Here is a 13,432-nt window from a genome sequence, read left to right as displayed (position 1 = left end):
CTCAATTAAGTTTTATACGCCAAGTTTACCACGATTAGCCACAAATTCGTAGAAGACCGGCTGCTCCATCACATAGGCATGGATCTCTTCCTTGCCAAGCGGAAGCGAATAAGCAAGCGTCAACTTCATAAGCGCGGCTTCAATCGACATGTTCTCGATAAATACGGCGCCCGCTTCCAAGAGAGCAATGGACGAAGCGTACATCGCGTCTCTTTTGTCTTTGAGCGGACAAAGATACAAGTCTACGCCATGCTCCGCGCAATATTGCGCGAACCGCAACAGCGAATAGGAATCCGTCCCGCTCGCATTCGCCGTTCCCGAATGGAACAGATCATGCAATACCGCTTTTGGCTTATGTACCGTGAAATCATAATACGAATAACTCATCCCCGGGAAAGGCCGGATATACAACATACCGGGCTGAATTCCTTCGCCATCTTCCACCCACGGGCTGCCGGAAGGCTGACGCAGACGAAGTTCTTCTTGCGTTGGATTGTAAGGATGATCGTAACGGACCAACCTTCCTTCGGCCATCATGCCGTATGGCACGCTGTAGGGGCTGTCGAACTGGTCGGTGAACGACTCGCATTGCGTAATCCGCGATCCGAGATAGACGACCGATTCGCCCTTATCGTTGCGGTATACCACAAATACGCCCGGCGCGGCATCCTCCGATATCAAGTTAATCGCCCCGGCAAAATTGCTCAGTCCGTTCGCCCGCTCGTCGCCAAGCGGATAATTGCTCGCTACTAGCACGAGCGGAATCGTCAGGTCGCTCATCACAAAGCTCAGCAGCGCTGCGGAATAAGCAAGCGTATCCGAGCCATGCGTCACAATAATACCGTCGTATTTGGTTTGATCGACGGCCCTAATGGCGGCAATCAGCGCGTTCCAGTCCGACGGCACAATATTTTCGCTCAATATATTCATTGGCTGAACCGTTTCAAGGTCCACTTCCCGCTTAAGCGGGCTCGCCATGTAGGCATCAATCAAATGGTAAGAGCCGGCTTCATTCACCGAAATCGCACCGTTATTATTTTTACTGCCGATCGTGCCTCCGGTGAACATGACAAGAATTTGGCTCATCTGTACATCCCTCTCCGCTTTAGCAATTCACATATGGTATAAATCATACTAAAACGGGCTTGAGGCATGCAAGTTTGGCTACCGTACGTTGTTTTGAAGAGGCTGCAATCCGCTCACGCGGCATTCGATCACGTCACCGCCCCTGATAACCGCAGCGCCGGGCGTTCCGGTTAGAATAACGTCCCCCGGCAGCAGCGTCATCACCTGCGAGTGGAAGGCAATCAGGAAAGCCGGCGGGTAAATCATGCCTGTAAGCTTACTTGCATGGGCGAGGGAACCGTTATGCCAAGTCTCCACCTGAAGCTCGCTAAGTTCACCTGCTTCATCCATTGTCATGAGCTCGGAACCAAAGGTAAAGAACGTATCGAAACTTTTGGCTCTGGTCAAATAACGCATATGCCGGGCGTGAATATCCGCTGCCGTTGTATCGATGGCCGCGGCTACTCCGGCGACCGCGGTAAGCGCTTCTTCTTCCGAGACGTTCCTGCATGTTCTGCCGATAATAATGGCCAGCTCCGCTTCAGCCGTAACCCGCTCCGACTGGACAGGCAATACGATCGATTCAAGGTCCCCGATGATGGCCGTATCCGGCTTCATGAAGCTGACCGGCTCTTCCTCTTCCCGCAGTCTGGCGCGCTCCGCTTCATCGGCGGAGTAGTTCATGCCGATTCCCCATATTTTGCGCGGATGGCGGTACAATGGCGCGAGGCTTGCTTTCGATACCGCTACATAAGGAAACTCCTCCAACCGTTCGCGTCCGCCTTCGTTATACCACAACGTCAGTTCATCCAATCTTCCGGTGCTAATCAGCTCCAGCACATCAGTCGGCCAGTCCGCTCCCGTCATGCGGTTCAGCTCCGCCAGCGTCACGTACCCTTCCGGTCTAACGATACTCCCCTGCTCTACACCGCCATAGCCAATGGTCGCCAGCTTCATGGCTTAACCGCCTCCTTATCGACTAGTTCCGCCAAACGCAGCAGCTTCAGATCCTGCCTTGGACCGGCAATAATGGATAGCCCAATCGGCGCGCCATCGATCTCTCCTGCCGGAATGGTCACCTGCGGCAGTCCGGACAAACCGGCGATGCAAGATAGTTGCATCGTCTTGAACCGCCGCTCCTCTACGGCCGGTCCGTGAATGGTCCGGCTTGGCGCGGTTCCCGGAATAGTCGGGATAACGAGCAGTCCGTCATCGCCCAGCAGTTCATGCAATCGGCTTTGGATCACGCGGCGGAGTGATGCGTCTCTTTGCGCTTCCTCATCCGTTATGTTGCTGGCGGACGCAAAGCGGGCTCCGATGCTTTCGCCGAATACCGGCTTTTCCCGCCCAATCCATTCGCCATGCGTCTGCCAGATTTCCCGGCCTTGCGTCGTTCGGAACGCATGGCTCCACGCTTCCAGACCTTCCGGCGCAATGGAGCGCCATTCCTGCTTCAGTCCTGTAGCCTGCGCAAGTCTATCGCAGCTGCTATCCAGCATGCCGCGGCAAGATGGCTCGGCTTTCTCCCAAGCCTCCTCGGCAAACATCAGCCTGCGGAAACTTCTCGGCTCCTCTTCGCTGCCGGAACCGGCCAGCAACACTTCGCCTACCTTGCGCAGCAAAGCGCTGTCTCTTGCCATCCAACCAACCGTGTCATAACTTCCGGCAAGCGGAATGACCCCGTCAATCGCAACAAGGTTATGCGTCGGACGAAAACCGTAAATGCCGCAATAAGCGGAAGGTACCCGGACCGAACCGCCCGTATCCGTTCCAAGCGCGAAATCCACCGCGCCGGCTGCGACCGCAACGGCCGATCCGCTGGACGAACCGCCCGGAATGCGGTCCGGCGCTTTGGGATTAATCGGCGTGCCGTAATGCTCGTTTTGCCCGTTAATGCTGTACATTAATTCGTCGGTATGGGTCGTACCGGTCAAGCGGGCTCCCGATGCCAGCAGCTTTTTAATCGAAGAGGCTGTTTTCTCCCAAGGCGAATGCGTACGCAGCCAGTCCGGATTGCCGGCCCCGCTCGTATACCCTTTGATCGCGAATACATCCTTTACTGCAAATACCAGGCCGCTAAGCAGCCCTTCTCCAACCGGCGGCAATTCTAGCTCCGGCTTCACAAACGCGTTGTACGTATCGATCATGGAATAATCCCTCCCTCTTATCTTCTACCAGCCGATGGCCGATCCGTCGCATCGAGGATCCGATCCGCCGATCAGCATGCCGTCTTTGCCAATCGCTATCGCATGCGCATGACCCATGATGCCGTCAAAATCCGGCATTCTCCGGACAAGATGCCCGGCTTCCGCCAGCTTATCGGCTGTCTCCTGCGGGATCCGCCCCTCCAGCTTCAGCTCTTGCGTCGGCAAGCCCCAAGTGCGCCCCCATACGAAACGCGGTTCCCCAACCGCCTGCTGCGGATCCATGCCGAAGTCGATCATCCGCGTCAGCATCAGCGTTTGTGTCTGCGGCTGTCCTTCTCCGCCCTGCGTACCGTACAAGAAGCTTGGCTTGCCATTCTGGCAGGCCATCGCCGGCATAAGCGTGTGGAACGTTCGTTTCCCAGGCTCCAGCCGGTTAATATGACCAGGGTCCAGCGAGAAGAAAGATCCGCGGTTTTGCAGCAGTACGCCCGTATCTCCCGCTACGACGCCAGAACCAAATTCGAAATACAAGCTTTGGATAAAAGAAACCGCGTTGCCGTCTTCGTCCACAACCGCGGCATAAGCAGTGTCGCTGCCGACCGGCTGGCTGTTGATATCCATCGCAGCCGTCCGGTTAATGGATGAAGCAAGCTCGGCCGCATATTCCTTGCTCAGAAGCCGGTCAAGCGGAATGGCCGCGAATGCCGGATCCGTCAAATACCGGTTGCGGTCGCGGAAACTCAGCTTCAGCGCTTCCGTCAGCACATGATAATATTCATAGGAACCGTGCCCCATGGCCGCCAGATCAAACTGCTCCAGCATTTGCAAAGCCATAATGCCCGTAAAGCCTTGCGAATTAGGCGGCACTTGATAGATATCATAACCCCGGTAGGAACCGCGAATCGGCTCCGTCCATTCCCCGCTATGCTTTGCGAAATCCTCTTCTTGCAACAGACCTCCCTCAGCCTGCAGAAAACGGACAATCTCCGCTGCAATTTCTCCTTTATAGAAGCCGTCTCTTCCTGCTTCCGCTAATTTGGTTAACGTTGCCGCGAGCTGGGCCTGAACAAACCGCTCCCCGGGCTGGACAATTCGCCCGCCCGGCATATAGATATTCGCCGTAGCCGCTTGTTCCCCGAGCATTGCCGCATGCTGCTTCGTATGCTCATATTGATCGGGCGACATCGGGAATCCTTCCGCCGCATACGCGATTGCAGGCTCCAATACCTCGCTGAATGCCATCCGCCCGTACCGGTTCTGCACCGCATGCCAGCCGTCTGCCATGCCTGGAACCGTAATGGCGCTTCGCGGTCCCCGAATCGGAATGGCTTCTCTATCCGCAAATGCCTCTATCGTTGCCGCGCTGCCCGACCGGCCGCTTGCGTTATACGCTCTTACTTCCCCGTCCGAAGCATGATAGGAGAGGAAAAAAGCATCTCCTCCCACCCCCGTCATATGCGGATAAACAACCGCCAGGCAAGCGCTGACCGCAATGGCGGCATCAAAGGCGTTGCCTCCCCGCTCAAGTACGCGCGCGCCAGCCGCCGTTGCCAAATGATGCGGACTTACAACCATCGCTTTTGTTCCTGTTACCGGCTTCTTCATCCCCATGCCACCTCGTAAGTCAGGTTAACTAACATCAACTATTACTACTAAACATATCACGGCTTCTACAACCCGGCAACGCAAATATAGGGCTTTGAAAGCGGTTGGCGTAATTTTTGTTGATGATGAACAAAAATGGTTATATATTTATGCATATGGTAATGAAAAGTTCTGATTTACATACTATTTGTATGGAAGTCTGCTATATTGAAAGGAGCTCAACCACCTATGCATCAAAAAACGTCAAGCCCGATCGAAAACGGGCAAATCGATGAGATCGACCGCAAAATTATATCTGCCCTCCATCAGAATGGCAGAATTTCTTACACGGATTTGGCGAAAGATATCGGATTATCGCGGGTAGCCGTCCAAGCCCGCATCAATACTTTAATGGAAGAAGGCGTCATTGAGCGGTTCACCGCCGTTATTAATCCGGAGAAAATCGGCATTACGGTCAGCGCTTTTTTCAACGTGGAGGTAGAACCGAAGTATCTCCATGAAGTAGCCGATCAACTGGCGGACGAACCGGTCGTTACAAGCCTTTATCATATGACCGGGCCAAGCAAGCTCCATATGCACGGCTTGTTCACGAGCAATCAGGAAATGGAGACCTTTATGAGAGAGAAGCTCTATCCGTTGCCCGGGATTATGGGCGTTGACTGCCAGGTGTTAATTAATCGATATAAAAGTCGGATGGGAATGAGGCTGTAACGATGGAAACAACAACGACAACAACGCTGGAACCGGGAAAGCAATCCCCGCATACGAATAGATCCCCCGGATCCAATGATTACGGGCAAATCGCATGGGCGATGGTCAAAACCGGTGTTTTAGGCTATGGCGGCGGACCGTCCGTTATTCCGCTAATCCGCTACGAGGCCGTTACCCGCTATCATTGGATTGAAGATGATGAATTTGCCGAAATTCTCGCGCTGGCTAACGCCCTCCCCGGACCAATCGCGACCAAAATGGCAGCTTACCTCGGTTACCGGCGCAAAGGCTGGCTTGGAGCCGTCGTCTCCGTACTCTCGCATATTTTGCCTTCCGCTATTGCGATGATCGCCCTATTGTCGGTTGTGCAATATTTGAGCGGTTCGGCCGTTATTCAAGGCATGATCTCCGCCGTTATTCCGGTCATTGCCGTTATGCTTGGCGTTATGGCTTATGAATTTGCGAACCGCGCGGTCAAAGGGCTTGGCAAATGGATGGGCTTTGCGATGTTTGCGGTCGCTTTCCTCCTCCTGCAGATCATTAATGTTCAGGATGCCATTGTGATCGTCGCCTTTCTCGCCTACGGGGCGGTCCATTTCAAGGCGGCCGGCCGGCTCGCCAAGTGGAGAAACAAACGGCGCGTCCGTTCTGAAGGAGGCGGAGAATAATGGACTGGCTGAACCTGATCATCGGCTTTTTTGTCGCAAACGTCCTTGGTTACGGCGGCGGACCCGCTTCCATTCCGCTCATGTACAACCAGATCGTTACGCATTACGGTTGGACAAACGACGCCGAATTCTCGAATATATTGGCGTTAGGCAATGCCTTGCCCGGTCCGATCGCAACCAAAATCGCCGCTTTTGTCGGTTACGACGTCGCCGGCTGGCCCGGCATAATCCTGGCGCTTTCCGCTACGATTGTACCTTCCGCGGTTGCCCTCATCTTCCTGCTTAAGCTGCTTCAGAAACATCGCCAATCCCCGATTGTCAAAGGGATGACCTTGCTCGTACAGCCGGTCGTTGCGATTATGATGGTCCTGCTCACCTGGCAGATGGTCGATACCTCCATCCATTCGACCAACCTGTGGCAGACGCTTGGTATCGCAGCAGTTGCATACTGGCTGATGGAGCGCAAAAAAGTGCATCCCGCCATCGTCATTTGTATCGCTTTCGTCTATGGCGGCACGGTGCTGGCTAATATCTGATACAAAAAGGAGCCCTCTCACTCGTCCTTATGACGATGGAGGGCTCCTTTTTTTCTTATCCTTACAACTCTTTGGAATGGGTACGAACCTCTTGCCCCCTCGGTACAGGGACGCTCCGCTCGCCTTCCTCTTTCATAAACGGCCAGTAATTGGCTTTGCCGAACATCCACACCATAACCGGAATGAAGAGCGGCAGCATAACCATGGCATACAAGAACAAACCGCACAGCACGATAGTTGCAATCTGGAGCAGCGACATGACGCCCGAAGGAAGCATCGCCGCAAACGTACCGCCAAGAATAACGGCTGCCGACATAATGACGGTGCCCATGTTCCGCATCGCGGCCAGAATGGCTTCGGTAGGAGACAGCTGATCGCGGTATTCCTTGAATCGGTCCATCAGGAAGATGCTATAGTCGATGCCAAGCGCCACGAGCATGACAAAGCCGAAGAACGGCACCGCCCAGCTGATGCCGGTATGCCCCAGCAGCCGTACGAAGATGACTTCCGTAATCGCCATTGATGTATAGAACGTCACCAGCAGCGAAGCAATCATGTACAGCGGCATCACTATGGAACGGAACAAAATAATAAGAATAATGCCGATTCCGATAATCATGAGCATAACGGTGCGGGAATAATCCGCGTCCGAAATATTGCTGAGATCATTATTCATGCTGGATACGCCGCCAACCGCGTACGTTATATGCCCGTCAAAAGCCGTTCCTTGCACGCCTCGCGCTACGGCTGCTTCCAGATCATCGATTTGCGACATCGTCTCTTCTTCATACGGGTTGCCGCTGAAGACTACGTCAAACTTCGCCGATTTGCGGTCTTCGGACAGGTAGACGTTCAGCGATTGCTGGAACTCATCGCTCTTGATCGCTTCATCCGGAATAAACCAGCCGGTCATCTGTTTGTTGGGCGAAGCCGACAGTTCCGTCAAATATCCTTTGGCCGAGGATAATCCGTCCGTCACTTGCGAGAGGCCGTCGACGCTTTGATCCAGTCCGTCCGTCAACTGGCCAAGTTGGCCGTTTAATTCCGCAAAGCCGGATTGCAGCTCTTGTTGCCCGCTCGACAGCTGATCCAGCCCTTGCGTGACGCTCGGCAGCTTCGAGACGATTTGGCCTTGACCGTCAGCCGCTTGTTCAATGCCCTTCTGCAAGTCGGCAATGCCGCCTGCCAGCTTCGCAAGACCCGCGGCAAGCGCCGCTTGCCCGTCAGCCGCCTGTTTATAGCCGGCATTGGCTTGTGCCAAACCGCCGTTCACGGCAGTAAGCTGCTTATTTAGCTGGGACAGCTGGCCATTAATGCCGGATGCATCTTGGCCAAGTTGCTTCACGGAACTTAATGCCTGCTGGTAAGCTGCATCATCCGCCAATTCCGGATGCGTGCCGCTAAGACCCGAAATCCCTTGCTCGAGATCGGACAGCCCTTCTGCCAGCTTCGCTTGTTCAGCGGCTACGGATTGATAGGATTGCGCGAGTTGACTTAATCCTGCGCCAGACTGCTGGTAACCATTCAGCAGTTCCCGGCTGGAAGCCGCAAGCCGATCCGCGCTAGCCTTCGCTTGCTTAAGCCCGGCTGTCAGATCCTTCGCTCCGGCGGAACCGTCCTGCAGCCCTCGTTCTATCTGTTTCAGGCCGGTACCCAGCTCATCAATGCCGCTCTTCAGCGCATTGGTGCCATCAACGAGTTTACCGGCGCCGGCTGCCGCCTCATTCAGCTTCGGCTCGTTTTGACCCAACTCGGAACTGGCGTCCGACAAACCGGAGCCGATTTTCCCAAGACCGTCATTGCTTTGCCCAAGACCGTCTTCGAGTGTTCCGACCTGGTCCGACACAAGGAAGTCATCCATCGGCTCGCCGGTTGGCCTTGTTGCGCTTCGCACCGCTTTTACGCCGTCCGTCTTGCCCAGCTCTCGGCTAATCTGCTCCAATGTCGCAAGACCTTCGGAGCTGTCCAGCGGTTTGTCGGATTTCACAACAACCGTAGTTGGAAGCGATTCGCCCGGACCAAAGCTGTCCGCGATAATGTTAAACGCTTTGACCGAATCGTATTTATTGCCAATCTCGTCGAGCGAGTTGAAGGACAAAGAGCCTTTATAAGCCGTCAGGAACGGAACGACCAGCACGGCCAGAATAACAATTGCCCACAGCGGACGCTTCAGCGAGAAGCTGCCGACCGCCCCCCACAAGCCGCTAGGTTTATGCTCCAGCGAGCCCTTTGAAGGCCAGAACAGCTTTGGCCCAAGCGTAGCCATAAAGAACGGCACGATTGTAAAAAGCGCGAGCAGCAATATGGCAATCCCTACCGCTACCGCGACGGCCGAGCGATATAAAATAAAGGTCGAGAACCCAATCGCGGCAAATCCGACCAATACCGCAAGTCCCGAGAACAACACCGTTCTGCCCGCTGTTTTGTAAGTAGCTACGATCGATTCCGGAATGTTGCCGCCGCGATGCGACAGTTCTTCCTTAAACCGGCTGATGAGAAGAATACAGTAGTCCGTCCCAATTCCGAACAATACGGCAACAAGAAAAATTTGCGTAAAGTTGGAGAGCGGGAAATCCAAGTATTTGACGAGAAAAGCTACGATGGATTGCGTCACCATGTAAGTAAAACCAACGGTCAGAAGAGGTACGATTGGCGCTACCGCCGAGCGGAACACCACAAACAGGATAATAAGAATAAACCCGACGGTAATAAATTCGGTCTTCTTCAGCCCTTCCTGCGAGCTCGTTACCACATCTTCCGAGATTAGCCAGTTGCCCGTGTAGTAATGCTCAATCTTCACGTCTTTGAGAGCGTCGTACAAATGATCGCGGACATCCGCCAGTTCTGCCCCGGCAAGGTTCACGTTCACGAGCGCAAGCACGGTCGAGCCGTCTTCCGCTACCATTTGCTTCGCAAGTTCCGGGGTATCAAAATGCGTTGTCAGCGAAGTGATGCGCAGCGCGTCTTTCTCTGCCTTCAGCTTGTTGATACCGCCTTGTATGCTGGCCATATCTTCATCCGACAAGCCGCCATCCTTATGAAAGACCAGAACGGTGGAGGCTCCTCCGCCCCCGGAGTCTTTCGTCCCAATCTCCTTCTCCATCTCCGAAGCGATGGTAGAGGAGTAGCCGCTTGGCACATTAACCTGCCCTTTGTCCCGGACAAGCTCTTGCATATTGGGCGAACTAAGCATTAACCCGACCATCACCGCAACCCACGCTACAAGGATGATCCATCTAGCTTTAATGACCGTCTTCATTCTCTCTCTTGCTCCTCTCCATCTCCCGGCGGCTGTGACATAACCAAGGCCAGCTTCTCATAAGTCTCAATAAACGCAAGTGCTTCCTGCTCGTCAAAATGCTGCATGTACTTTGCAATCACTTCCTGGATTTGCAGCTCTACCGCATCCGCCGTTCGCTTGCCCTCTTCGGTCAACCGAAGCAACGTTACGCGCCGGTCTTTCTCGTCCGGCAGTCTTTCCAGCAGCTGCTTATCGAACAACCGCGTGATGATGGCGGTAATCGAACTTTTGCCTACGCAGAACACGTCCGCAAGCTCCGTCGACGTGCAAGTTTCCACCGTGCGCAAATAGCGGATGGTAGCAGACTGTTCGAACGTCAGCTCCTCCGGCATCAAGTCCCGAAACATCGCGGTCAACCTGCGGTGTACGGCAAAATGCGCCCCTTCGTATCTCCGTATGATTTGCCCCAGCATGTCGTTGTCTAAGACCATTTCCGTATCCCTCTCGTATTCAGAATCATATAGTTTCACTATCGAACTATTCAATAGTAGAACTATATCAAATGGATAAGTTTCCAGTCAACCAAGAACCATCCTATAATTTGAAAAATTTATGAAAAACCGGACAGGATTGCTTGTCCGCTCCGGCAGGACTTATAATATTGGTTGAACTTACCATATTATCGTAGGAGGCTGGAATTATGTACGACGTGATCGTAATCGGCGCCGGTCCTGCCGGTGCAAGCGCAGCAATCTTTACGGCAAAAGCAGGTAAAACCACTTTGTTGCTCGAGAATAACAAAGGGATGACAAAGCGGGCATGGTTCGAGAACTATTACGGCATTACCGAGATCGGCGGCCCCGATTTAGTGGATACAGGCAAGAAACAAGCGGTACGTCTTGGCGCGGAGTTAAAAGAAGAAACCGTTACCGGCGTTGCCCCGATCGAAGGCGGCTTGTCCGTTACAACCGATCAAGGCATCTACGAAGCGAAGCATGTGCTGCTGGCAACCGGCGCTTTGGTTGATCTGGCCGAACACATCGGCGTAGCGACCAAACCGGGCACGGAACCGCGCATCAAAACCGTAGTTGATGTAGACGCGGCTGGCCGCACGAACATCGCGGGCGTCTGGGCGGCCGGTACGGTTGCGGGCGTTAGCGTACACGCGGTTATTACCGCAGGCGACGGCGCCAAAGCGGCAATCAACATCATCAGCGAGCTGAACGGCGAGCGGTACGTGGACCACGACGTTATGAAAGCCTAGCATAAACGAGAAGGACGGAGCAGAAGCTGCTCCGTCCTTTCTTTTCCAGCTGCTGCCCAGCCCTCCTGTAACACGAAAAAACCAACTTAATCAGGTACTTTCACCCCACTCTATTCCGCACGCCTCTCTGCAACACGGTTTTTTCCTCTTATTCCGCCGCACGCATCCTCCAACCGCCCAGTATTCAAACTAATTTTCCATACTATCCCTGCCACTTATTGGACATCGCTATTTTTTAGCAGATTGCCATAAATTAGAATGTTGCAGAACTAAACTCCTGGCTCCAAAACGCCGAAAAAGAGAGTAAGTACCGCTTGCCAAATACATTTCTAACATGGCCCCGCGAACTTATTAAACATTTGGCTGGTACAGTAGGAGATAGTCAGACAACCTTGCTAGCTCAGCCGATCAACTACATAAAAAACGAGGGATAATGTATGTTCAAGAAGAGAAAAACCAGTTTAGCGCTCGTCAGCTCCGTTGTGCTTGCCGTTCTGTTTCTGTCCACCATCGGAGTGATGGTCTCCATCACGTCGAGTAATCAGAAGGACGCTTATTTCGACGAAATGTCCCGCACGGTCAAAACCCTCGGCAATATTACCGACGCCAGAATCGATCTGGTCAAGTCCGCGCAAGAGCAGCTAAGCAGCGGCAAAGCGCAAGGCTCCACCGCTTTCTTTAACCTGGCTTTATTCCTGGAAGCAATGAACTCCAATGATCAAGTTACCAATGTATATCTTTTGCAGACGGATAAAATCGAGAAAGACGGAAAAAGCTACCTTACCACTCTGCAAGGAACAGGATCTCTTACGCAGGCAGGCATCGTTCCGGGAACGCCTTACGAGCTCTCCCCTCAATTTCAAGAAGGCTACGATACCGTCATGAAAGACGGCTTCGCCAAATTGGATACATACAAAGACGAAATGGGCACATGGGTCACTTATCTGATAGCCCTTAAAGACAATGCCGACAACACGGTTGCCGTGTTTGGCGCCGACTTCGACTACGATAACGTTCAAGCGGAGCTCGACCGCAGACAGTGGGAAGTCATCCGGATCGGGATCATTTGCGACATTATTGCCGTTATCATCATTGTCCTCGTCGTGAACTACGCCGTTAGACCTTTGAAACGTCTCAGCAAAGTCGCGGCCGTTGCCGCAAAAGGCGATTTGACCGTTACCGTCCCGGTTACAACGAGCAACGAAATCGGACAAGCCTCAAGCGCGTTTAATGATATGATCGGAAGCTTGCGCCAGCTGGCCAGCCAAATCCGCAATACGTCAAATGAAGTTGCCGAATCCTCCTCCACGATGCAAGAGAGCGCCGAGCAAACTGCCCGCGCTACCGAGGAAGTGTCCCATGCCATTCAGGAAGTGGCCGCGGGAGCGGATACGCAGCTTCAGAGCTTTCAGGAATGTCAGCGCGCCATGAGCGAGATGACCGTTGGCATTCAGCGGATTGCCGAATCCTCGTCTTCCGTCTCCGAGCTTGCCGTTGATGCTTCCGAGCTTGCCAATGCCGGCGATGCCGTCATTACCCGGACAGTCAGCCAAATGCAAGTGATTGAGAGCAATGTCAGCGAGACGGTAACGGTTCTTCAAGAGCTTGAGCAAATGAACAGCCAAATCAGTTCCATTCTGACCATGATTGGCGAAGTATCCAAGCAAACGAATTTGCTCGCCCTTAACGCTTCCATTGAAGCGGCCCGCGCCGGCGAGCACGGCAAAGGGTTTGCCGTTGTCGCCCAAGAGATCCGCAAGCTGGCTGAACGTTCGAAGGAATCATCCGACCAGATAAGCGACATCTTAAGCGGCATCGGCAGCCGCACCAGCGAAGCCGTTATATCGATGGAAAAAGCGGCCGAAGGCGCACGCGAAGGCTCCACGGTATCCCATCAGGCAGGCGAATCGTTCCGTTCGATCCGCGAAGCGATCCGCCAAGTATCGGCCCAAATCCAGGAGGTATCCGCCGCATCGGAGCAAATGTCCGCCAGCAGCGAAGAAATCGCGGCCTCGCTTGATCAGCTCGAGCATATCGCGGAGGCGTCTTCCATTCAAACGCAACGCGTTGCCGCAGCTTCGGAAGAACAGCTGGCCTCCATGCAGGAAGTCGCAAGCTCGTCCGCTCAGCTTCGCAGCCTTGCGGGCCAACTGAACAACGCCATCGATACATTCAAGACCGAAGAATAAACCGTA

11 protein-coding genes are annotated in these 13,432 nt (G+C 53.7%); 5 read left to right on the top strand and 6 right to left on the bottom strand.

Features of this window, described 5'->3' with window-relative positions:
• Positions 1-12: 12 nt before the first annotated feature.
• The 4 genes from QQK89_RS21950 to ggt form a co-directional block, all read right to left on the bottom strand.
• Positions 13-1,086, bottom strand: a complete 1,074-nt coding sequence (locus QQK89_RS21950; protein WP_284240803.1) for an asparaginase — start codon at positions 1,084-1,086, stop codon at positions 13-15.
• A gap of 78 nt (positions 1,087-1,164) precedes the next feature.
• On the bottom strand, positions 1,165-2,022 hold the full coding sequence (locus QQK89_RS21945; protein WP_284240802.1) for a fumarylacetoacetate hydrolase family protein: 858 nt from the start codon (positions 2,020-2,022) through the stop codon (positions 1,165-1,167).
• Entirely contained in the window at positions 2,019-3,212 is a 1,194-nt protein-coding gene (locus QQK89_RS21940; RefSeq protein WP_284240801.1) for an amidase, read from the bottom strand. Before QQK89_RS21940 ends, QQK89_RS21945 begins: the two co-directional genes overlap by 4 nt.
• Before the next feature lie 24 nt (positions 3,213-3,236).
• Positions 3,237-4,817 carry a gamma-glutamyltransferase gene (gene ggt / locus QQK89_RS21935; RefSeq protein ID WP_284240800.1) on the bottom strand — a complete coding sequence of 527 codons (1,581 nt, stop codon included), beginning with the start codon at positions 4,815-4,817 and terminating at the stop codon, positions 3,237-3,239.
• 228 nt (positions 4,818-5,045) lie between these two features.
• Between ggt and QQK89_RS21930 the strand changes: the two genes are divergently transcribed.
• From QQK89_RS21930 to QQK89_RS21920, 3 genes are read left to right on the top strand one after another with little or no spacing between them, the layout of a single operon-like run.
• Entirely contained in the window at positions 5,046-5,528 is a 483-nt protein-coding gene (locus QQK89_RS21930; RefSeq protein WP_284240799.1) for an Lrp/AsnC family transcriptional regulator, read from the top strand.
• A 2-nt stretch (positions 5,529-5,530) separates the two neighbouring features.
• Positions 5,531-6,196: a chromate transporter gene (locus QQK89_RS21925; RefSeq protein ID WP_284240798.1), complete on the top strand. Its 666-nt coding sequence runs from the start codon at positions 5,531-5,533 to the stop codon at positions 6,194-6,196.
• The gene (locus QQK89_RS21920; RefSeq protein ID WP_284240797.1) at positions 6,196-6,732 is read left to right on the top strand and encodes a chromate transporter; all 537 of its coding nucleotides are present in this window, start codon (positions 6,196-6,198) and stop codon (positions 6,730-6,732) included. Before QQK89_RS21925 ends, QQK89_RS21920 begins: the two co-directional genes overlap by 1 nt.
• Positions 6,733-6,793: 61 nt before the next feature.
• Here the strand turns inward: QQK89_RS21920 and QQK89_RS21915 are convergent, their stop codons facing one another.
• Positions 6,794-9,991 (bottom strand): MMPL family transporter, encoded by a 3,198-nt coding sequence (locus QQK89_RS21915; RefSeq protein WP_284240796.1) that lies wholly within the window; start codon positions 9,989-9,991, stop codon positions 6,794-6,796.
• Positions 9,988-10,464 (bottom strand): MarR family winged helix-turn-helix transcriptional regulator, encoded by a 477-nt coding sequence (locus QQK89_RS21910; protein ID WP_284240795.1) that lies wholly within the window; start codon positions 10,462-10,464, stop codon positions 9,988-9,990. Before QQK89_RS21910 ends, QQK89_RS21915 begins: the two co-directional genes overlap by 4 nt.
• Positions 10,465-10,673: 209 nt before the next feature.
• Here QQK89_RS21910 and QQK89_RS21905 point away from each other — a divergent pair, with 209 nt between their 5' ends.
• Both QQK89_RS21905 and QQK89_RS21900 read left to right on the top strand, forming a co-directional pair.
• Complete coding sequence (locus QQK89_RS21905; RefSeq protein ID WP_284240794.1) at positions 10,674-11,237, top strand: FAD-dependent oxidoreductase; 564 nt, start codon at positions 10,674-10,676, stop codon at positions 11,235-11,237.
• A gap of 437 nt (positions 11,238-11,674) precedes the next feature.
• Positions 11,675-13,426: a methyl-accepting chemotaxis protein gene (locus QQK89_RS21900; protein WP_284240793.1), complete on the top strand. Its 1,752-nt coding sequence runs from the start codon at positions 11,675-11,677 to the stop codon at positions 13,424-13,426.
• Positions 13,427-13,432: the final 6 nt, after the last annotated feature.

The sequence above is a fragment of the Paenibacillus glycanilyticus genome (genome assembly GCF_030161375.1).
In the GTDB taxonomy this organism is placed as follows: Bacteria; Bacillota; Bacilli; order Paenibacillales; family Paenibacillaceae; genus Pristimantibacillus; species Pristimantibacillus glycanilyticus_B.
This window is presented reverse-complemented; position numbering and strand designations above follow the sequence as displayed.

Excerpts from the sequence above, each read along its gene's own strand:
- QQK89_RS21950 (WP_284240803.1), bottom strand. The coding sequence starts at position 1,086 with ATGAGCCAAATTCTTGTCATGTTCACCGGAGGCACGATCGGCAGTAAA.
- QQK89_RS21945 (WP_284240802.1), bottom strand. The coding sequence starts at position 2,022 with ATGAAGCTGGCGACCATTGGCTATGGCGGTGTAGAGCAGGGGAGTATC.
- QQK89_RS21940 (WP_284240801.1), bottom strand. The coding sequence starts at position 3,212 with ATGATCGATACGTACAACGCGTTTGTGAAGCCGGAGCTAGAATTGCCG.
- ggt (WP_284240800.1), bottom strand. The coding sequence starts at position 4,817 with ATGAAGAAGCCGGTAACAGGAACAAAAGCGATGGTTGTAAGTCCGCAT.
- QQK89_RS21930 (WP_284240799.1), top strand. The coding sequence starts at position 5,046 with ATGCATCAAAAAACGTCAAGCCCGATCGAAAACGGGCAAATCGATGAG.
- QQK89_RS21925 (WP_284240798.1), top strand. The coding sequence starts at position 5,531 with ATGGAAACAACAACGACAACAACGCTGGAACCGGGAAAGCAATCCCCG.
- QQK89_RS21920 (WP_284240797.1), top strand. The coding sequence starts at position 6,196 with ATGGACTGGCTGAACCTGATCATCGGCTTTTTTGTCGCAAACGTCCTT.
- QQK89_RS21915 (WP_284240796.1), bottom strand. The coding sequence starts at position 9,991 with ATGAAGACGGTCATTAAAGCTAGATGGATCATCCTTGTAGCGTGGGTT.
- QQK89_RS21910 (WP_284240795.1), bottom strand. The coding sequence starts at position 10,464 with ATGGTCTTAGACAACGACATGCTGGGGCAAATCATACGGAGATACGAA.
- QQK89_RS21905 (WP_284240794.1), top strand. The coding sequence starts at position 10,674 with ATGTACGACGTGATCGTAATCGGCGCCGGTCCTGCCGGTGCAAGCGCA.
- QQK89_RS21900 (WP_284240793.1), top strand. The coding sequence starts at position 11,675 with ATGTTCAAGAAGAGAAAAACCAGTTTAGCGCTCGTCAGCTCCGTTGTG.